Below are 21,195 nucleotides of genomic sequence, written 5' to 3' on the forward strand. Positions count from 1 at the left end.
CCCCATGACGATCGCCGACTCTCCCACCCAATCAGCCAAGCTCGACTCCAAGGTCCCCGGTGGCCCCATGGAGGACCGCTGGACGAACTACAAGTTCGACCTCAAGCTCGTCAACCCAGCCAACCGGCGCAAGTTCGACGTCATCATCGTCGGCACCGGCCTCGCAGGCGGCTCCGCCGCAGCGACCCTCGCCGAGATGGGATACAACGTCAAGGCCTTCTGTATCCACGACAGCCCGCGCCGCGCCCACTCGATCGCTGCCCAGGGCGGCATCAACGCCGCGAAGAACTACAAGGGTGACGGAGACTCCGTTCACCGCCTGTTCTATGACACGGTCAAGGGCGGCGACTACCGCAGCCGCGAGTCCAACGTGCACCGTCTCGCCGAGGTCTCGGTGGACATCATCGACCAGTGCGTCGCGCAGGGCGTTCCGTTCGCGCGCGAGTACGGCGGCCTTCTGGACAACCGCTCCTTCGGTGGAGCCCAGGTTTCGCGGACGTTCTACGCGCGCGGCCAGACCGGCCAGCAGCTTCTTCTCGGTGCCTATGGCGCAATGAACCGCCAGATCCACGCGGGCAAGATCGAGATGCACACGCGCCAGGAGATGGTCGACCTCGTCGTCGTCAACGGCGTTGCGCGCGGCATCATCACGCGCAACCTGAAGACCGGCGAGTACGAGCGCCATTCTGCCCACACGGTGCTCATGTGCACCGGCGGCTACGGAAACGCGTTCTACCTGTCGACCAACGCCAAGAACTCCAACGTCACCGCGGCGTGGCGCGCCCACAAGCGCGGCGCCTACTTCGCGAACCCGTGCTACACGCAGATCCACCCGACCTGCATCCCGCGCTCGGGCGATTACCAGTCGAAGCTCACGTTGATGAGTGAATCGCTGCGTAACGACGGCCGCGTCTGGGTTCCGCTGACGAAGGGCGATACCCGCAAGGCGACGGAGATTCCGGAAGCCGAACGCGACTACTACCTCGAGCGCAAGTACCCGAGCTTCGGCAACCTCGTCCCCCGGGACGTGGCTTCGCGGAACGCCAAGACGGTGTGCGACGAGGGTCGCGGCGTAGGCCCGACCGGCGAGGCGGTGTACCTCGACTTCGCGGACGCGATCAAACGCGATGGCCGCTCCACGATCGAAGCCAGGTACGGCAACCTCTTCGAGATGTACGAGCGCATCACGGGCGACAACCCGTACGAGATGCCGATGCGGATCTACCCCGCGGTGCACTACACGATGGGCGGCCTCTGGGTCGACTACAACCTGGAGAGCACCATCCCAGGGCTCTTCGTGCTCGGCGAGGCGAACTTCTCCGATCACGGCGCGAACCGACTCGGCGCGAGTGCGCTGATGCAGGGGCTCGCCGACGGCTACTTCGTGATTCCGGCCACGATCGCGAGCCACCTCGCGGGTCGAAAGCTCGAGGAAGTGACCAAGGATCACCCGGCGTTCAAGGAGGCGGAAGCTTCCGCGCGCAAGCGAGCGGACGACCTCATGGCGATCAAGGGCACGCGGAGCGTCGAGTCGATGCACCGCGAACTCGGCAACCTCGTCTGGAACTACTGCGGCATGGAACGGACGGCCGAAGGGCTCAAGGAGGGCAAGCGGAAGATCGCCGACCTGCGCTCGCAGTTCTGGACGGACGTGCGCGTGATCGGGGATCAGAACACGATCAACCAGGATCTCGAGAAGGCCGGCCGCGTGGCCGACTTCATGGAGTTTGCCGAGGTGATGATGCACGACGCGCTCGTGCGCGACGAATCGTGCGGAGGTCACTTCCGCGCCGAGCACCAGACCGAAGAAGGCGAGGCGAAGCGCGACGATGAACACTTCAGCCACGTCACCGCGTGGGAGTTCAACGGCCCCGACGCCGTCCCCACCGAGCACCGCGAGCAACTGACCTTCGAAGAGGTCAAGCTCACGACGCGGAGCTACAAGTAGCCGATTTCCTGGACCTTCCACACGAGACAAAGAAGATGATTCAAAAAGCCAAACAAGGCGACATGCGCATCACGCTCGAGGTCTGGCGACAGGCTGGACCGGGCGCTCCCGGCGCATTCGAAACGCACGAGATCACCGCGAACGAGCACATGTCGTTCCTGGAGATGCTGGACGTGCTCAACCAGGAACTCGTCGAGTCCGGCAGAGAGCCGTTCGCGTTCGACCACGACTGCCGTGAGGGCATCTGCGGCTCGTGCTCGCTCACGATCGACGGCCAGCCCCACGGCCCGCGCGAGCGCACCACGGCGTGCCAGCTGCACATGCGCACGTACAGGAACGGAGATCGGATCAAGATCGAGCCGTGGCGCGCGAACGCGTTCCCGATCGTCAAGGACCTGATCACGGACCGTTCGGCGTTCGACAAGATCCAGCAGGCCGGTGGCTACGTTTCGGTGAACACCGGCGCGGCTCCGGACGCTCACGCGATTCCCGTGGCAAAGGAGAAAGCGGACCTCGCGTTCGAAGCGGCGGCCTGCATCGGCTGCGGCGCGTGCGTGGCGGCCTGCCCGAACGCTTCGGCGATGCTGTTCACGTCGGCCAAGGTCAGCCAGCTGACGCTTCTGCCCCAGGGCGAGCCCGAGCGCGAGCGCCGCGTGCTCGCCATGGTCGACGCGATGGACGACGCGGGCTTCGGCAACTGCAGCAACCACTACGAGTGTGAAGCAGCGTGTCCGAAGGGGATCTCGGTGGAGAACATCGCGCGGATGAACCGCGAGTACGCCCGCGCCACGCTGATCGAACGATAGCGGCAGGCAGGACGGCGCAACGGCTGGTCGTTGCGTCCCTCCCGCTGGTTCCACTGGCGCCGCGCCGTTCCTTCAGGGGATCGGCGCGGCGCTGTTCATTCAGGGGCCTGAACGGTCCACTCCGACCTCAGAAGCGGTGCGGCTGCGGCGGCCGACTCGACGGCCCACGCCGCCCCGAAGCGCTTTCTGAGAACCTCGATACGGCGGCGCGCCCGCCGGACGTCCGGATCCACCACCACCTGAACGGGCGACCTCAGGTCGACGATTTCCCGCAGCCAGAACGTCAGCCTCGTGCCGACGCCGGGTGCGCTTCGAACGCGCAGTGGAATGGAGCTCGCCGTGAGCGCCAGGGCGAGGCTAGCGGTCCCCAGCCCCGTGGAGGCTGGCTTGCCGCCGAGGTCATCCGCGACGGCAGAGTCCCCCACCGTCGCCCCGCGAGGATCGAGGAAGCGACGGACTTCTTGCTCGGACATCCCGACGCCCTGATCTTCGATCTCCAGCGTCACGCCGTGGCCGGACGTGGTGACCGAATCCAGCCTCTTCGCCAGCAACGAAACGGAGCCGCGCCCCACAGCCGCCTCCATCGCGTTCAGCGTCGCATTCCGAATGGCTCGCCGAAACGTCCTTTCGTGCACGAGTACGTTCACCCTCTTGGGGCACTTCAGTCGAACCGAAGGGACTCGACCCAGCGGCGCTCGGGCGGCGGCCGCTGCGGCCCGTATCTCCTCGGTCACCAGGATCCGCAGGTCGACGAGCCCGAGCGTCGTGAGTTCCGCCGCGCGCTCGTACGAATGCTGGAGCGGAGGCAAGAGCGCCGACTGAGCCAGATCACGCGCCGCGCCGAGCGCCCGCACGACCTCCGCACCATCGCCGGCGTGGCCACGGCCCGCGAACAGAAGGGCACGGGTCAGCTCGTTCCGCAGGTCATGCCCGGCTGCCGCCGTCGCATCGGCCTGGGCCAGCCGCTGCTGGGTCCTCCGTCGCTCCGCGATCAGCTCATGCTTGCGGAGCAAGGCGAGCGCCAGCGTGGCCAACTCGGAGAGAACGGCCCTCGGAGGCAAGCGTCCGGGAAGAGCAGCGGCCGCCAGAACGGCGCCGTCGACCTCCACCGATTGCTCTTCTTCACCGCCGCAGATCGACCGAGAGAGCGCACGGTAACGGCGCGGGCCCGGGTAGCTCCTGACCGCACTCCGAAGGCACGGATAGGCGAGACTGGGCTCCGTGTCGCCTCTCTCCGCCCACCAGACCAGCCGGACGAGCCCCATCCGGGCGGCGGCCTCGGTCCAGGCCTCCTGGAGAGACGCCTCCCCCAGCGAACCGCCAGAATCGGTAGACTCGCCGATCCCGTCCGTCAAGAGTCGCGTCAGAGCATGCCAGGGGTGCCTCACTCCGGGAGTCTGCCGATCTGAGGTTCCAAAAAGAAGGCTCTGCCAAGCGCCGCTCGCCATCTGAACGGTTCGTCAACGTGCACATCCGTCACGCTGCCGTAACGCGGCCATTCAGCCACGTCCAGAGTGGGGTCTTTTGCGTAACGCCTCCCCGCTTGGAAGCCGACGACGCCACGGTGACGGATTGCCGCAATTCCCGGCTTCGGTGGGCTGTGTCTCGGACGAATATGGCGTCTTTCACGCCCCAGGGCCTATCATGGGGCGCGCGCGGGCCTTCGGGTCCGCACGACTGGAGGACCGTTCAGAAAGCCATGCTCGCGTTCTAAGGCGCTGGCATACCGCTTGCACTCTCTTTGCATCACCGCCGCGGGTCTCCTCCCACCCCGGTATCACAACTTTTGTTAGCTGGTCACCGGGCCCCGATTCAGACGAGTCTCGCCTGAATCCTCGGGACCCCGAACCCCCACGACTCCGATCCCATGAAGAAACAGTTGCTCCTTGGAGCCCTCGTCGCGGCTGGCGCCCTCTGCCTCCCGGACGTGTCGACAGGCCACGGCGGTACGTACCGCGGTCCTGGCGACACCGTCCCTCCTGGCGGCGGCGGCGGCGGCGGCGGCGCAGGCGGCCCCTCCTCGCCCGGCCCCAGCGGCCCCTCGGCCCCTGGCCCGGCCGGCCCCTCTTCCCCCGGCCCCTCCAGCCCCGGTGCTCCGGCGGCCGGCCCTGCTTCCGCTGGCCCGACCTCGGGCGGCGGCTCCGCGGGCCCCGACCTTTCCATCTGGGACTTCTGGTGGGGCTTCAACAAGGAGCCGTACCTCAACCTGCGTGCTCGAGTTCGCTCCGCGGGCGTCGTCTCCAGCAGTGACGACTTCTTCCTCGGTCGCGGTGAAGAGGACCAGCGCGAAAGCTCGCTGCGTCCGAGTGAAAGCCTGATCCGCGACAAGGTGGTTCCGGCACTCATCAAGACCCTCGAGTCCGAGAAGCAGAACGACATCGTCACGGGTTGCCTCGTGGCTCTCGCGAAGATCGGCGACGTTCCCAGTGAGGACGGTAGCTCGCAGTTCGTCGAGATCATGACGCGCTTCCTGAAGTCGAAGGAGCAGCAGAACGCGGAGACCGCCGCGCTGGCCCTCGGCATCCTCGCCGATGACCGCGGCGTTCCGGCCCTCGTCTCGCTCATGCGGAGTGACGACGAAGGCCAGCGCCTCGTGGGCAAGGCCGTTCCGGTCCGTACCCGCGCCTTCGCCGCCTACGGCCTCGGCCTCGTCGGCAACAAGACCGCGAGCAACGAGATGCGTCAGACGATCGTCGAGCACCTCGTCGACACGATCCAAGGTGAGCGCGGTGCCCGCCCGGATATCAAGGTCGGTGCCATCAGCGCCCTCGGCCTGATTCCGCTCGACTGGGAGTCGGAGGTGGCCGTCACCGAAGAGGACTCGAACGCCAAGTACGCGGCCAACCGCGTGGCTCTGCTCGAGTACCTCATCGAGAACATGAACCCCGACACCCGCGGCGACGAAGGCGGAGACAAGGACTTCCGCGTTCGCTCGCAGGTTCCCATCGCTGCGGCTCGACTGCTGTCGACCCACGACAGCATCCCCGAGAGCCAGCTCGCCATTCGCGGGAAGGTGATCGATCGTCTCCTGGAGCTGGCTGACCAGAACTCCAAGGAGAAGCGCGTCGAGGTCCTGATGTCGGCGACGATCGCCCTCGGCATGATCGGCAACGCAGGCTCGACCGGCGAAGAAGGCAAGCAGAACGAGCTGATCTTCAAGGAGCTCGCACGTATCGCCAAGCAGTCTGCGGACAACCACACCGAGTACTTCGGCCTGATCGCCCTCGGCGAGATGGGCAGCCGTGCCGGCTCGACCGGTGACCGTGGCCTTCAAGGTGCTGCGGAGAAGGAGATCCTGTCCGCCCTCGCGAAGGGCAAAGGCCAGAAGCAGCCCTGGGCGGCCCTCGCCCTCGGTGTCTACGGCCACGCGCTCAACGAGGCCAGCACGCCGGCACCGCCGAACGTGGTGCTCGCGGTCCGCAGTGAAGCCAAGAAGGAGAAGCAGCCCGCCCTCATCGGTGGATACGCCATCTCGCTCGGCCTTCTGAAGGACTCCGAGTCGGCTGACGATCTCCTCGGCATGCTGGACAAGAAAGAGTTCTCGACCGACGAAGCTCGCGGCAACATCGCCGTCGGCCTCGGCCTCATGCAGGCCACCCAGGCGGTGGAAGTCCTGAACAACGTCGTCAAAAAGGCCAAGTTCCGCCCCGACCTCCTGAAGCAGACGGCGATCGCACTCGGTCTCCTCGGCGACAAGACGGCGGTTCCGGAACTGGTGTCCATGCTCCAAGACGCCAAGGGTCTTTCGGCCCAGGCCGCCATCGCGAGCGCGCTTGGCTTCATCGGTGACAAGGAGTCGGTCGAGCCCCTGACGCAGATGCTTCTCGGCGAAAGCGAGAAGAAGGCGTCGGACATCGCCCGCGGCTTCTCCGCGGTCGCGCTCGGCATCGTCTGCAGCAAGGAGCCGCTGCCCTGGAACACGAAGCTCTCGCGCAACGTGAACTACCGGGCCAACGTCGAAACGCTGACGAACTCGGACGGCACCGGCGTCCTGGATATCCTCTAGGATTTGCCTGACTGAAGCGCCCCGGCGCGTCCATCAAGGACGCGCCGGGGCGCTTTTTTTGTACGGATGCCCCGCTGGCGTAGTCACGGGGTGGAATGGGCTATAGAACGAGGTACGCCCACCACCCAGCCGCCGGGAACCTCCCATGTCACTACCCCCACCCTCGAAGATCGCATCTCGCCACCCGCTCGCGCCTTGGCTTTCCGTCGGTTCCGCGCTGCTCCTCTTCTGCACTCTGGGCTCGCCCGCTCTGGCTCAGTTCGCCCTCGCCCCACCGCGTGGCTCCAGCTTGATGCCCGGCCCCGGCGATACCACGCGCGGCGGCCCCGGTGACCCTGGCGGCTACTTCCTCGAAGGCAGCGCCAGCTGGACTCGCTGGTGGGCCTTCAATCGCGAGCCTTTCCTGGCCGAGCTTCGCTACCGCGGTGCCGGCGACGTGATGGCGATGCCCCTCGGTGGCGAGCGCCGCACCGGCTCGCTCCCTGGCCTATCGGAGCAAAAGGTCTTCACGGAGGTCGTGCCCATGCTCCAGGAACGGCTCTCCAGCACGCGGGACCTCGACCTGGCCGTCGGTTGCCTGCTCGCGCTCGGAAAGATCGGAGAGGCGCCGAAGGAGTACCTCCAGGCGGCCGACGCCATCTCGGTGGAAGCCTCCATCCTGCCCCGATTGAAAGACGCGAACGAGCGCGTACGCGATGCGGCCGTGATCGCCCTCGGACTCGTGGGTGGACCGCGCTCGACGACGCTCCTTGCGGCCCTCGTCGACGGCCGGGACGAGGGCAAGAAGGCGCTCGGCGGCGGGCGCATCGATGAGCGAACGCGCGCCTTCGCCGCCTACGCGCTCGGCCTCGTCGGCCACCATAGCCGCAGGCACTCCGAGCGAACGTTCGTCGTGGAGCATTTGCTCCAGGTGGCAGAGGTCCACGCGAAGGACACCGAAGTCGCCGCGGCAGCCATCCTGGGGATCGGATGGGCCCCCCTCCCGTTCGACGTTCCCGAAACAGGCGACGAGGCGCCGCCTGCCGGCCAGGAAGCCACCGTCCGACGACTTCTCGCGCTCTTCGATGCAGACAGCACCGACCTGCGCGCGCGGAGCCAGGCCCCGGTCGCCATCGCACGCCTCACTCGCGCGAACGTAGGGTCGCCTGAGAACTCGCACGATGTGCTCGCGGTCGCCGCGGCCCAGGAGGAACTCCGGCAGCGGATGCTGGCTCGCTTCACGCTCGCGCTGTCCCTCCGCAGCGGCGAGAAGAACGCGACCGTTCGCGAGGGAGTCTGCCAGGCCCTGGGGCTACTCGTCGAGCCGCGCGCGGACGGCAGAGACCGCGATGCCATCGAGCGGCTCCTCCAGGTCGCGAAGGAAGGTCAGGAGCGTGAAGGCGGACTCGCTCTACTGGCGCTGGCCCGCATCGCTGGCCGGGCTGGGACCGACGTCGAAAGCGTGCGCGGCGCTGTCGCCCAGGACCTGGCCGGTCTATTCCGCGGGCTCGCCTCGGAAGGCAAAGCCAGCCAGCGTCCCTGGGCGGCGCTGGCCCTCGGACTCTTCGAGCACCTGCGCCATGGCGCCGGCGCATCGGCTTCACTCCAGAACCGCGCCTTGTTGATGAAAGAGCTCGGCGACGCGGTGAGCCCCGAGGGCAAGAGCGCCGCCGCCGTCGCACTGGCGCTCGCGGGCGACGACGAGGGAACCGGCACGCTCGTGAAGGGGCTCACGACGGGCTCGTTCAGCGTTCGCGGACTCTTCGCCACCTCGCTCGCCCTGCTCCAGGCCCACGGCGCCGTCGACGCCCTCCAGGACGTGGCCGCAGACCCGCTCGTGGCCCCACAGGTCCTCCGCGAAGCCTCGATCGCGCTCGCTCTGCTGAAGGACGACGACCTCGTGGAGCTGCTCGTCACTCGGCTCGCGCGGGCTCGCCTGATGCCGGAGCGCATCGCGGCGCTTCAGGGCCTTGCCTGGTGCAACGACCCCGGCGCCGTGCCCGCGCTCCTCTACGTCATGCGCGAGGATCGCATCGGGAAGCGCAAGATCGATGACACCTCGCGCGCGTTCGCCGCGGCGGCGCTCGGGGCCATCTGCTCCAACCGGTCCCTGCCCTGGAACGCCCACCTCGCGCTGGACGTGACCTGGAGTGCAGCGCCGCCGACCCTCACGAACGAGAGAGACGGCGGCGGCGTGCTCGACCTGTTCTGACAGGTCCTGGGATCTGAATCGAACGTCTGATCAGAAAGGGGCGCCCGCGAGGATCCAGTCGCGAACCACGTTCGGGTCGCCGGCGAATGTCCCGCCGAGCGGCATCTTGCTTCCGCACGTCGGCGTGGTCAGCTTGGTGTAGAAGACGCTGCTGCTCGGGTCGTTCGGCACGACGTAGATCTCGGGGAAGCAGCAAGACGACTGGACGTTGACCAGCGAGCTGAATGCGATCTGAGCCGTCGAAAGGTCGAGTCCGCAGATGCCGCCGTGGCACGTGACGCAGGACGACGCGTTGATGTTCGGCTGCGTCAGCATCGGATAGATGTCGTTCTCGAACGTCGGGCCGGAAGCGACGGAGTCGAATGGAATCTCGAGGCCCTGGCTGAAGTTCGAGGTGGGACCGGCCGGGCTGGAGTCGCGATGCCAGAACTGGAAGTTCACGGTGTCGCCCGGCATGACGGAGTAGGTGCTCGTCGGCGCCGGCATCGAGTTGAGGTTGATGGTCAGCGAGACCGCGCCGCTCGTGCCCGAGGTGAGGATGTTGCCGGCGTAGCGGCCGATCTGACCGCCGACGCAGAGGTTGCCAGCGCTTCCTGCAGGGTTCGCGACGAACGCCTGGGTCTGGCTGGTGATGAAGTAGCCGAAGGCGTTGGTCGGAAGGCTGCCGCACTGCAGCGTGACGTCGTTGAGCATGACGTCCGTGCTGCCGACGGCGGAGATGGCGGAGATCGACCCGGAAGAGTTCGGGTTGGCCGTGCAGTAGGTGGAGCCGATCTGCGCTGACGCGGCGCTGGAAAGGGCACCGATGAGGGTCACGGCGAGGACGGAGCGAAGAGAACGCATGTGGAGCGGTGGTCTGTTGGAGGAAGGTCGTGGAGCGGCGAGCCTCTGCTGCGCCGCCGCTGCGATTCGGACGAACGCCGATGCGCGCCAGTTCCTTCGAAGCCTACCCAGTCGTGGAGGCAGACGAGGCTCCGCCCACCCTGCCCGTGAAAGCCAGTGCCAGAATGAGACCCAGCGCCGCCCCTGCCATCGCGAAAGTGGACCACCGCGACAACTTGACTGCCCTCTCCTTCGCCTGCCGCAGACGCTGCGCGTCGGCCTGCAGATCGATCAGCGGCGCGATCTGCCCTCGATACCAGTCGCGCGTTGGCGTGTCCATGGAAGCATCGGTGTCAACCACCTCCTGCAATCGCGCGAGGCGCTCGCCGGACGCCTGGCTCGCCCCCACGATCAGCCCCAGGTTGACGGCCGTCAGAAGCAGACCAGGGTCCCTTGGTACGAAGCGCAGACCCTGCGTCGCCGCATCGAGCGCTCCGAAGAGGTCGCCAGCCCCCCAGAGCAAGCGCGACTCCGCCGTCTGCCGAAGCCGAGGCGACTCGATCGCCCGGGCTGCCTCGAAGGCCAGCGCCATGTCCACGCCCTCGCCTTGCAGCGCCTGGACCGAAGCGAAGTTGGCCTCGTCGTCCTGCGTGGCCGCTGGCCCTGCGACCCTCTCCTCGGATCCGTCGCCCGACGCATCGTCGAGTTCGTGTAGATGCTTCGATGCCAGCAGAATCGACTCCAGCTGGAGTTCTTCCATCGCCGACCGATCATCGTTCTTCGCCGACTCCGCGAGCGCCTCGGGCTCCAGTCTCGCCCATGCCCCCGGGACCGAGAAGCCTTCGATCAGCTGCCCGGTGCCACCGGGCAGCGGCTGCCCCAGGGAGCCAAATTCCGACGTGGAGGGCCTCGGAACCTCGTCGTCCTTGCGCAGCCAGACCCCCAGGTTCCTGGAGAACGGAATGCGGCCGATGCTGACGGTTTCCTGGAGCCCGACAGCCGCCGCCGCGGCGACGGCTCGCACCACCGGATCCTCCAGGCCAAAACCTCCGACGTTGATCGAGATCCAGCCGCGCGGCTTGAGGATCGCTCCCATCGCCGCGAAAGCCTCGGTGCTCGCCAGGTGCGGAGGGATCTCCATGTTGTTGGCGTACGCATCGACGATGATCTGGTCGAACTGACGATCCATGTAGCGCAGGGCCGCTCGACCGTCCATTCCGCCGACGGCCACGCGATCGTCCGTTCCGCGCTCCAGGTCGAAGTACTCCGCTCCGAGTTCCACGACCTCGGGGTCGATCTCGACGCCCACCGTTCGCAGTCGCGTGCCGTCCGCCAGCGCGCCTTCGAGGACGCGCACAGCGGTTCCTGCGCCCAGCCCGATCACGAGCACGTCCCAGGTCGGAGGCGCCTCGCCGAGTTCGTGGAAGGTCCACGCATACGGGAGCGCGAAGTAGTCGTAGTAGTGCCCACCGAGGAGCAGTCCCGGCTCGGGCTTCCAGACCGACTGAAAGGAGTCGAGGCTCTCGTTCACGCGCAGGAAGCGCATGCGCTGCGCGCCCTCGCCGCTCTCGATCACGCGGAGCGATTGCATCGAGGAGTCCGCCGAGGCGAGGAGCGTCTCCCCCTCTCCAGGTGGACGCGCTTCCGCGCTCGAAGCCGACAGCGTCCCCCCACCGACGGAGAGTAGAACGAGGCCGACCGCCTGCACCGTCGAACGGGTCCCCCTCGCGCTCGCGAACCAGAGCCAGAGACCGGCCGCAGCGAGCACCACCGAGGCGGTCAGGAACGTCCCGGTCACCCCGAGGCTGGGGATGAAAAGGTGAGTCGTGCCGAACGTGCCGACCAGACTTCCGATCGTCGAGGCCGCGAGCACATGGCCACCGGCTCGGCCAGCGCCGCCCCCGCGGACGCGCTGAAGCACCTCGACCGCGAGGGGGCCCGCGCAACCCAGGGTCGCCGCCGCAGGAAGGAAGAGCACGGTCGCCGCGCCGAGGCTGCCCCACACCAGGAGCTCGGCGGCATCGTGCAGCGCCACGCCCGCGGGCATGAACCAGGCCGCGATACCCGATGCCGCGATAGGCAACCAAGCGGCAAACGCGGCACCGAGCAGCAGCACGGTCCCGAGCCTCCGCAGCGGCGAGCGACCTGACGCGAGCCGCGCGCCCAGGGCGTAGCCGAGGGCGAGCGCGGCGAGCACCACGCCGATCACATTCGTCCAGACGCTACTCGACGTCCCGAACCAGGGCGCCAGGAGCCTGACGGCGCCCAGCTCGATGACCATGGTCGCGGCCCCTGCCAGCCCCACGAGAACCGCGAGAACTGGGGTCGAGATCGCCGGCGAGGAGTGGTCGCTCACTTATCGGATTCGGTGGCGACGATCGGCAGCGTGTACTGCTTCGAAGCGACGTAGTACCGAGCCGCATCGGACTTGCTGTCTTTCAGAAGCTGAAGGAACACCGACGGCGACCGCTCGAACGTATCCACGACCGGCTCGGCACCGTTGGCGATGACGGTCACGGGCTTGGAGAGGTCGACGAATCCATCGGAGAAGTAGAGAGTGCACTCGGTGACTCCCTTGCCGGTCAGCGTGATCGTGTTCGTCTCGCGATTCACCTCGGCCTCGAGGCGCGTGTTGGCCATGTCGTCCGTCGGGGCGAACTGCGCCCAGTAGGCCCGCGTCGGAAACATCTCGCCCGGGACGATCGTGAACTTGTCGGGGTAGTTCGTGCGGCGCTTATCGGCCATCCAGGAGATGATCGCATCCTGGCCGCCTGCGGGGTCCAGGGTCACGTTCTCCAGGTCTGCCGCCTTCGCACGCTCGAGAAGAGCCGTGGCGTTCGATCCCCCACCGAGGATCAGCACGGGCACGTGGGTCAGGTTCTCGGCCGCCACCTCGGCGCCGCCGTCGCCGGCCCAGCAGAACGCGCCAGCAAAGCGATCGGGGAACATGTTGGCGATCTTGAGGGCAGCCTCGCCGCCCTTGCCGCGGCCCCCGATGAAGATGCGCTCGACGTCGATCGCATACACATCGGTGATGTCACGGAGCGTGATGAGCACGGACCCCAGCCCATCGCGCTCCAGCCAGGCGTCCGTTTCCCCGGGCATCTTCGGCGCGGCGATGACCGTTGCATCGAGCAGTCCACCGTCGATGTAGTTCTCCTTGACGTGGTTCTCCGGGGACTTCCCTTCCTCGGGGATCGTGATGATCAGCGCGAACGGGCCGTCCTTCGGCTTGTACTTGGCGGGCGTCCAGACGGCGTAGTCCACCGAGCCGCTCTGCACCCGAGAGGTCTTGTACGACTTCTCGATCACCGAACCGTTCGCTCGCTTCGGCGCCTTGCGCTCGTAGCCGTTCGACATGTAGATGGCTTGGTTCACATCGGCCGTCAGGGCCAGCAGGTCGCCATCCTTGAGCTTCTTCTCGTTGACCTTGTTGACCTCTTCGTAGAAATCGGCTTCGGCCTCCAGCATGCCTTTCCCCTCCGCGATGGCCTCGAAGTAGTCCCCCAGCGTGGACGCGACCTTCTTGATATCGGAGTCCTTGAGCTGGCGCGAGGCCTGGGTGATGAGCGGGCTGGCAGCAGCGAGCGCGGCGCAAGCGAGGCCGAGGCCTGCAGTGCCGAACGAGGTAGGAAAACGCATGGTGTTGGAAAGTTCGAGGGGGGGGGTCAGTCTTGGATGGAGAAAGGACCGCGAAGCAGCTCCAGCGAGGCCAGCGCATGTCCGCGCAGGGCCCAGGGTGCCGCTTCCGGTGGTACGTCGCGGGATGGCAGGCTCTCTATAGGCGATGACGGCATGACGGACTCGTCATCTTGGCCGTTCTCGCCCGAGGGCGCGGTGGCGGCAGGGCGCGCCATCGAGCGATCCAAAAGTGAGCCGAAGAGCCGCTCGGCCACGGCAGGACGATCCGCCAGCGCCGCCAGACCGGTGATCTGTGCGCCGTCGACGCCTCTGGATGCCAGCGAGCGACCGAGCGACGCACGCTCGACGATACGGGCCCCGAAGCCGCCTGCAAGGATGGCGATCCGGTTCGTCAGGTCCAGTTGCGCGACCGGATCCGACGCGTTCGATTCCCGTAAGCTTTCGAGAACCTCGAGCGCTTCTCGGAAGCGAGGCGACTCCGGACCGGCCTCGGAATCCGCCGACCGGCGCAGCGCGCCTTCCAGGCAGAAGGCGCTCCAGATCGCCGGATCCTCGGCGAACAGCTCTCGCGCGAGGTCGACTGCCAGGTCGCCCTGGAACGAATCCATGCTGGAGATGAACGCGTCGTACCCCGCCCGAAGCAGACGACCGCGATCCGCGAGATCACCCGAACGGGCCGCAGGGTCCTGGCGCAGGACCTCCAGCACCGCAAGGGCTGGATCCCCTTGCACCCCAGAATCGGACGCGGTCTGCGCCCCGGCGCCGACGACCACAGCAAGCGCAAGGAGACCGGCGACGACGAAAGCGCAGCGGCCGCTCCTCGGGTTCGAACCGCGCTGCCTCAAGCCCATCGAACCTCCCCTTCGTCACCGCTCGCGGCGACCGTATGTCCGATCCGAACGGCGTCCTCTCCGGCGTCACGCAAATGCGCTTCCACCGCTTCGAGGTGCTCGTCGGCCACGAAGAGCACCATCCCGATGCCCATGTTCAGCGCCTGATAGGCCTCATCCGTGCCCGCGATCCCGGCCGCGTCGACGATCATCTGGAAGAGCGCGGGCGTCTCCCAGGTCGACCGGTCGATGATCGCGTCATGGGCGCCGAGCACGCGCGGCACGTTGTCGAGCAAGCCGCCGCCGGTGATGTGCGCCAGGGCCGCGAGCTGGTTCTTCTCCAGCATCGGCCAGCAGAGCTCCAGGTAGCTTCGATGCGGGGCGAGGAGCGCTTCTGCCACGGTCTGGCCACCGAGAGCCTCAGGACGATCGTCGATCCCGAGCCCGAGGCGCTCGAAGATGACCTTCCGCGCCAGCGAGTACCCGTTCGTGTGCAGGCCGCTGGAGCGCAGCCCGATCAGCGTCTGCCCCGGCCGCACGCGGCTGCCGTCGAGCACCTTGTCCCGGGCGACGGACCCGACGATGAAGCCGACGAGGTCGAAGTCGCCTTCCCCGTAGAGGCCCGGCATCTCGGCCGTTTCCCCGCCGAGGAGCGCGAGCCCGTTGTCGCGGCACGCGTCCGCGCAGCCGCGGACCAGCGCGGAGACCACGTCCGGCTCCAGCCTGCCGGTTCCGACGTAGTCCATGAAGAACAGCGGCCGCGCCCCCTGGACCAGGATGTCGTTGATGCAGTGCTGGACGAGGTCTCGGCCGACCGTGTCGTGGATCCCCGCGCGCTTGGCGACCTCCAGTTTGGTGCCGACACCGTCCGCGCTCGCGACCAGGATGTGCCCCTCGGAGCCGACCTTGGCGAGATCGAAGAGCCCGCCGAAAAGGCCCATGTCGGAGAGGACTCCGGGCGTGAAGGTCGCGCGGACCGACGCCTTGGCGGAGGCGAGAGCCTGGTCCTGGGCGTCGATGTTGACGCCAGCATCGCGATAGGTGATGGGAGCGGGGTCGGTCACGGAGGGGCGTGGGTTGAAGGGGCCGATCGGGCCGCGGGACACACCTGTCTCACGGCCTGGCTCGGGGGGCGGTCCACTAGGTTAGTCACCCCGGCGCTGCGGTCCTACACCCCAGGCCGATTCAGCCGCCCGATCCAGCCATCCGATCGAGCCATCCGAGGGCCTCACCGCGCTCGCATTTGCCCGTGACTTCGCACCGTGACGCGGGATCGAGGCGGCTGCCTCCGGTAGACTCGGTGGTTCCTGGGCAAGAATGCCCCTCGTTTCGGTCCCTCGGATAGCCGATGAACCCCCACGGCTTCCCCTGGGAGCTCCGCTTTGAACAAACGCACCCTGATTCTCGGCAGCACTGGCTCCATCGGTCAGCAGACGGCCCAGCTCGTCCGCGAGCCCGGATCGGGGCTTCAGGTCGCTGGATTGGCAGCGCGGGGGTCCTGGAAGGAGGTCGCCGCCCAGGTGAACGAGTTCCGCCCGGCTTTCGTGAGCCTGACGGACGCCGGTGCAGCTGACGAGCTGCGGCACGTGGTGTCGCCCAGCACCACGGTGTTCTCGGGCCCTGACGCGACGCTGGAACTCATCCAAGCCGCCGATTTCGAGATCGCGATCCACGGGATCGTGGGTGCAGCGGGCCTCGCCCCGAGCCTCGCGGTCCTCGATCGCGGGAAGACCCTCGGCCTGGCGAACAAGGAGTCCCTCGTCATCGCAGGCGAGCTGGTCATGGAGCGAGCCCGCACGCGCGGCGCCGCCATCCTCCCCGTCGATTCCGAGCACTCGGCGGTCTTCCAGTGCCTGCGTGGAGAGGATACGGCTCGGATCCGTCGCGTGCACCTGACCGCCAGCGGCGGTCCCTTCCGCACGAAATCCGCCGCCGAGATCGCGGCCGCGACACCAGCCCAGGCGCTCGCCCATCCCAACTGGGACATGGGGCCGCGCGTGACCGTCGGCTCCGCGACGCTCATGAACAAGGCCCTGGAGGTGATCGAGCTCCATCATCTCTTCGGCCTCGATCGCAGCCGGATCCACGTCGCGGTCCACCCCCAGTCCATCGTCCACTCGATGGTCGAGTTCGTGGACGGCTCCGTCATGGCCCAGCTCGGCCCGCCGGACATGCGCGGCCCCATCCACTACGCGCTGCACCACCCGGACCGCGGCACGTCGTCCCTGGAGGGTTTCTCCTTCGAACTCTTCCAGAACCTCACCTTCGAGGCCCCCGACCTGGAACGATTTCCAGCCCTTGAACTCGGCTTCCGCTGCGTCGACGAGGGAGGTGCCACCGGCGCCATCCTCAATGCCGCCGATGAAGTGGCGGTGCAGGCCTTCCTCGACGGCGCCATCTCCCTTCCAGAGATCGCATCGATCTGCCGGAGCGCGCTCGACGCGGGGAAGGGCCAGGACGGCTCGACCCTCGACGGCCTTCTCCGAGCCGATGCTTTCGCCCGAGACCATGCGCGGGACGCCGTCCTCGACGCCTGCCGCAAATAGGCCTGGCTGAACAGCCTGTTCCCTAGGCCTCCTGGCCGCCCCTGATCCATGAACTTTCCCGACATCCTCAACATCGTCCTGGTCGTCTTCGGCATCGGCCTCGTCATCTTCGTGCACGAACTCGGGCACTTCATGGCGGCACGCTGGTGCGGTGCCAGGGTGGAGATCTTCTCCCTGGGCTTCGGGCCGAGGCTCTTCGGTTGGAAGCGCGGCGACACCATGTTCCAGGTCGCGGCCGTTCCGCTCGGCGGCTTCGTCAAGGTCGCAGGTGAGTACTACGACGGCACGACGGAGAAGGAAGAAGGCACGCTCTCCTCGCTCAGCGTCCCCCAGCGATTCCTCTACTACTCGGGCGGAGTCATCATGAACGTGATCTTCGCGCTCGTCGTGATGCCGCTGGTGATGTTCGCCGGTCTTCCGGCGCGCGAGGCGATCATCGGAACGCCGACGCCTGGAGCCGCCGCATGGGAAGCCGGCGTGCCAGCCGGCAGCCGCGTGCTCACGGTGAACGGCCAGAAGATCACGGACTTCGAGCACCTCGTCACGGCCGTCGCGGTGAACGGCAAGGACGGGGTGACGCTGGAGGTCCAGCCGCCGCCGGCCTCGGTCGAAGGTCCCAACGGGGGCGAAACCGGCGGCGTGAAGACCTACCAACTCCAGCCGAAGTTCGACGAGGAGTTTGGCCTCTATCGGATCGGCCTCCCCGCGGGCATCGATCCCACCGCGAAGCTCGTCGTCGCACCGGATTCGCCGGCGGCTGCGGCCGGACTCAGCCCCGAGGATCGCCTGATCGGAGTGGTTGGACAGCCCTCACTCCTTTCGCTCGAAGAGCAGATGGTCCGTGCCATGATGGCCGCCGGACCGATCGAGCTGCAACTCCGCGGCGCCGACGGCACGGAGCGAACGGTGACCGTGCAACCGAAGATGGCCGAGGGTCCGAACAAGCTCATCGGCGTCGGACCGGCCGTAACGCGCGTCGACGCCGTGCGGACGACCGGCCCGGGCGCTAGCCTCGTCCAGTCACTCGGTATCCGCGGCGGCGATCGGATCCTGAGCGTCAACGGCCAGCGCGTCTACAGCGCCTCCGCCCTCCGCGACGCCCTCATCGACGCGCCGAAGTCGGGGACGCTGGCACTCCAGGTCGAGCGCGGGAGCGCCAGGGTCGATCTCACGGCCTCGCTCGACGCGTCCACCGACCCGCTGCTGCTCGCTGGCGACCTCGCCATCGGAGCGCCGGGCCTCGGATCGATCGTCACGGTGGCGCCCGACTCCCCTGCCGAACGCGCGGGACTGAAGGACGGCGATGAGATCATCTCGGTGAACGGTGCGACGGTCGACACCTGGGACAGCCTCCTCACGTCCATTCGCGATGCGGTCGCCCAGGGCGTCCACGTCGACCTCCTCGCCTACCGCTCGCCCGAGCCTGCGGCAGCGGGCGTGCCCACGACCGGCCCGGCGCCCGCCATGGAAGAGATTCGCGTCTCCCTGAAGCCCGAGGCCCTCAGCCGACCGACCTACGGTGTCGGGCTCGCCGCCGCGATGACCATCATCCGAGCGGAGACCGTGGGCGAGGCCATGACCCAGGGATTCGCGACCACGAAGCGGTTCCTGGTGGACGTTTGGCAGCAGCTCCAGAAGATGCTGTTTAGCGAGGAGATCTCCACGAAGAACCTCGGCGGCATCATCTCGATCAGCGTGATCTCGTCCGATGCGGCGAGCCAGGGCATGAGCGTGCTGTTCAAGTTCCTCGCGATCCTCAGCATCAACCTCGCGATCCTGAACCTGCTGCCCATCCCGATCCTCGATGGCGGGCACCTTCTCTTCCTCTTGATCGAGGGAATCAAGGGCTCGCCGGTTTCGGAGCGGACCTTCGGCTACAGCCAGGTGGTCGGGCTCGTGATGATCATGTCGCTGATGGTGTACGTGACCTACCAGGACATCGTGCGCTGGTTCATCAACACGCCATGAGCGGACGGCGTTCGAGGCGCAAGCCTGACGAGAAGGACCGGACGGCGAGTGGTGAGTCGAGTGGTGGACCGGATCGCTCGAACCCGATCATCGCGTTCGGGCAGCTGATTCGGGTGGCGCTGGGTTTCAGCGCCCTCTCGGATGTGTTCGTGGGTGTCGCCATAGGTTTCGGGGCGCAGTGGCCCGGGACGGCGCTCCCCTGGCTACTGATCCCGGCGAGCCTCGGGGTCTACCACGGCGCGATGGCGCTCAACGACTGGAGCGACCGTGAGGAGGACGCCAGGGTACGACCCGAGCGACCGATTCCTTCCGGCGCCATCCCGGCGTCCATGGCGCTCGGGCTGGCCAGCATGCTGATCCTCGGCGGGATCTTCTGGGCGTTCGGCGCGGGACCACGCGCTGGAGTCTGGATGGCCGTCGTCGCGGCGCTCGCGGTGCTCTATGACCTCGCTGGCCGCGGTGAGGTCCGCGGACCACTCCTCCTCGGCCTCTGCCGCGCGGGCAACCTCGGCGCGGGGCTGATGTCGCCCTGGCTGGTGGGACTCGTGGACTCGCCGAGCCTCCCGTTGCTCGGACTCAGCGCGGTCTACGGCGCGCACGTCTTCTTCATCGGCCGCCTGGGCCGACTTGAGGACGAGGAGGACCAGCGCCCCCTCGGCCACCGCCCTTCGCGCGCGCTTCGGGGTATCGCTCTGACCGCCATGGCCGTGCCAATCGCCGGGCTGGTGGCGCTGTCCCCGGGTGGCAACGTGCTGCGCGTGGGAGAACTGGGCTTTCCGGCGGCGGCAGGGCTCGCCGCCTGCGCCGCGATCGCCGCCTGGAACGCCACAGTGCTCCTGAAGCGCGCGGCCGAGCTCGACGGAAGCAATGGCTGGACCCGCGGCACCGTCGGCGCGTCCACGGGGCTCTCCCTGCGAAGGCTGCCGCTCTTCACGGCGTCCATCGCGGCGATGGGGATGTTCATGGGGCCGGCGGCGAGCGTCGCGGGGATCGTGGCGCTGGTCGGCGCGAGGATGTCGGGCGCGATGCGGAAGGTCTTCCCGCTCACCTGAAGTCGGCGTGGCGCCGGCCAGGCTCAGCTCGGTGAGCGTGAGTCGCGCAGCCACGCGAGCGCTCCCTCACGATCCTCGAACGCACCGCCGAGCGCCGCGAGGCCCGCGCGCCGAAGGACGTCCCCCAGCTCCGGCCCCGGCTGGTAGCCGGCCTCCATCGCATCCTTCGCCGTCAGTGCCACGGGCTCCGGCGGCGCCTCCGCCGAAAGCGCGCGTAGCCGCGCCACGGCCTCACGGATCCCCTCGGAAGAGTCCGCTGCCCGGGCGATCGCAAGAGACACAGCGGCCTCGAACGACCCATCGCGGGCCAGCGCCACTCGCCGACCACGCTCCAGGACGTCCGCCGGCTCCGCTGCATCCACGAGGGCGTCGAGCTGCGTCCGCGTCCGAAGGACGGTGAGAACCGAATTCCGCAGCTCCTTGCTCGACTTCAGCCTCTCCAGTCGATCGGCGACGCTGTCGAGGTCGGTCGGGTCTGGAGCCAGGAGCACCGCGAGTCCGAGCGCGACCGCGGACACCTCTCCTCGCTCCGCGCCGGGAAGCACGCGGCCCAGCGCCGACACGGCCAGGTCGTTGCGCGACCAACCCGGCAGCGATAGATCCAGCACACCCGCGTCGGAGAGCACGCGAACGGCTCGCGCCGGATCCGGCCCGCGGAGGACCTTGGACATCTCGTCGAGGACTCGCTCCGGACTCACGCCACGGATGGACTCGCGCTCGGCTTCCATCGCCGCGAGGAGTCCCTCGGCAGGCTGCAGATCCAGGGCGGCCAGGAACCGCCCCGCGCGCAGGAGGCGCAGGCCATCCTCGCGGAAGCGCTCTTCCGGGAGCCCGACGCAGCGGAGCTGACGGGCACGAAGATCGGCCAGCCCGCCCGCGGGGTCTTCGATCTCGCCCGTCAGGGGATCGAGATAGAGCGCGTTGCAGGTGAAGTCGCGTCGCCCGGCATCGACCGCGGGCGACTCCGCGTACTCGATCAGATCCGGATGGCGGCTGTCGGAATAGCCGCGCTCCCGGCGAAAGGTCGCCATCTCGATCTCTTTGCCGTCCTTCACGATGACGATGATCCCGAAGGCCTTCCCCACGGCCACGGTCCGCTCGAAGAGCGCCTCGACACGATCGGGTAGCGCCGCCGACACGAGGTCGATGTCCTTGATCGGTCTGCCCAGGATGAGGTCTCGCACGCCCCCACCGACGATCCATGCGCGCTCCCCCGCCTCGCGCATCGTCCGCGCGATCGCCAGCGTCGGCTCGCGCCAATCGACCGGAATCGCGCTCAGGAGAGAGTTCCCGTCGATCTTGCCTGCGTCCTTCTCCATCACGTTTGCATCCAACGGTCTGGATCCCCAGACTCAGGTGCCTACCCTAGCAATGACGCCTCCAG

General features: G+C 67.7%; 14 protein-coding genes. 7 read left to right on the forward strand and 7 right to left on the reverse strand.

All coding sequences use genetic code 11. The features are described from left to right. The first annotated feature begins 4 nt into the window (after nt 1-4). Together Poly30_RS14085 and Poly30_RS14090 are read left to right on the forward strand one after the other, a co-directional pair. Nucleotides 5-1,948: a fumarate reductase/succinate dehydrogenase flavoprotein subunit gene (locus Poly30_RS14085; protein ID WP_145198325.1), complete on the forward strand. Its 1,944-nt coding sequence runs from the start codon at nt 5-7 to the stop codon at nt 1,946-1,948. A 35-nt stretch (nt 1,949-1,983) separates the two neighbouring features. Further along, nucleotides 1,984-2,754: a succinate dehydrogenase/fumarate reductase iron-sulfur subunit gene (locus tag Poly30_RS14090; protein WP_419190174.1), complete on the forward strand. Its 771-nt coding sequence runs from the start codon at nt 1,984-1,986 to the stop codon at nt 2,752-2,754. A 95-nt stretch (nt 2,755-2,849) separates the two neighbouring features. On the opposite strand, the gene Poly30_RS14095 is transcribed toward Poly30_RS14090, so the two are convergent. Beyond that, complete coding sequence (locus Poly30_RS14095; protein WP_145198327.1) at nt 2,850-4,142, reverse strand: sensor histidine kinase; 1,293 nt, start codon at nt 4,140-4,142, stop codon at nt 2,850-2,852. A gap of 479 nt (nt 4,143-4,621) precedes the next feature. Between Poly30_RS14095 and Poly30_RS14105 the strand changes: the two genes are divergently transcribed. Next, a complete protein-coding gene (locus Poly30_RS14105; RefSeq protein ID WP_419190175.1) occupies nt 4,622-6,760 on the forward strand; it encodes a HEAT repeat domain-containing protein in 2,139 nt (712 codons plus the stop codon). Nucleotides 6,761-6,905: 145 nt separating this feature from the next. After that, nucleotides 6,906-8,951, forward strand: a complete 2,046-nt coding sequence (locus tag Poly30_RS14110) for a HEAT repeat domain-containing protein (RefSeq protein WP_145198333.1) — start codon at nt 6,906-6,908, stop codon at nt 8,949-8,951. A 30-nt stretch (nt 8,952-8,981) separates the two neighbouring features. Here Poly30_RS14110 and Poly30_RS14115 read toward each other — a convergent pair whose 3' ends face one another. The 5 genes from Poly30_RS14115 to purM form a co-directional block, all read right to left on the reverse strand. Then, complete coding sequence (locus Poly30_RS14115; RefSeq protein ID WP_145198334.1) at nt 8,982-9,794, reverse strand: hypothetical protein; 813 nt, start codon at nt 9,792-9,794, stop codon at nt 8,982-8,984. Between the two features lie 103 nt (nt 9,795-9,897). Then, a complete protein-coding gene (locus Poly30_RS14120) occupies nt 9,898-12,129 on the reverse strand; it encodes a fused MFS/spermidine synthase (protein WP_145198336.1) in 2,232 nt (743 codons plus the stop codon). Continuing rightward, nucleotides 12,126-13,415: a hypothetical protein gene (locus Poly30_RS14125; protein ID WP_145198338.1), complete on the reverse strand. Its 1,290-nt coding sequence runs from the start codon at nt 13,413-13,415 to the stop codon at nt 12,126-12,128. Before Poly30_RS14125 ends, Poly30_RS14120 begins: the two co-directional genes overlap by 4 nt. Before the next feature lie 26 nt (nt 13,416-13,441). Then, complete coding sequence (locus Poly30_RS14130) at nt 13,442-14,146, reverse strand: hypothetical protein (RefSeq protein ID WP_145198340.1); 705 nt, start codon at nt 14,144-14,146, stop codon at nt 13,442-13,444. Between the two features lie 110 nt (nt 14,147-14,256). Continuing rightward, nucleotides 14,257-15,309, reverse strand: a complete 1,053-nt coding sequence (purM, locus tag Poly30_RS14135) for a phosphoribosylformylglycinamidine cyclo-ligase (protein WP_145198342.1) — start codon at nt 15,307-15,309, stop codon at nt 14,257-14,259. Nucleotides 15,310-15,627: 318 nt separating this feature from the next. Here purM and dxr point away from each other — a divergent pair, with 318 nt between their 5' ends. Genes dxr through Poly30_RS14150 form a run of 3 tightly spaced genes read left to right on the forward strand, consistent with a single transcriptional unit; the run spans nt 15,628 to nt 19,811 of the window. Beyond that, entirely contained in the window at nt 15,628-16,791 is a 1,164-nt protein-coding gene (dxr, locus tag Poly30_RS14140) for a 1-deoxy-D-xylulose-5-phosphate reductoisomerase (RefSeq protein WP_419190176.1), read from the forward strand. A gap of 48 nt (nt 16,792-16,839) precedes the next feature. Continuing rightward, a complete protein-coding gene (gene rseP, locus Poly30_RS14145; protein ID WP_145198344.1) occupies nt 16,840-18,759 on the forward strand; it encodes an RIP metalloprotease RseP in 1,920 nt (639 codons plus the stop codon). Further along, entirely contained in the window at nt 18,756-19,811 is a 1,056-nt protein-coding gene (locus tag Poly30_RS14150) for a UbiA family prenyltransferase (RefSeq protein WP_145198346.1), read from the forward strand. The genes rseP and Poly30_RS14150 overlap by 4 nt, the downstream gene beginning before the upstream one ends. A 23-nt stretch (nt 19,812-19,834) precedes the next feature. Here Poly30_RS14150 and Poly30_RS14155 read toward each other — a convergent pair whose 3' ends face one another. Then, nucleotides 19,835-21,130 carry a CCA tRNA nucleotidyltransferase gene (locus Poly30_RS14155; protein ID WP_145198348.1) on the reverse strand — a complete coding sequence of 432 codons (1,296 nt, stop codon included), beginning with the start codon at nt 21,128-21,130 and terminating at the stop codon, nt 19,835-19,837. Between the last annotated feature and the right edge of the window lie 65 nt (nt 21,131-21,195).

It is taken from the genome of Saltatorellus ferox (assembly GCA_007751475.1).
Lineage (GTDB): Bacteria > Planctomycetota > UBA1135 > UBA1135.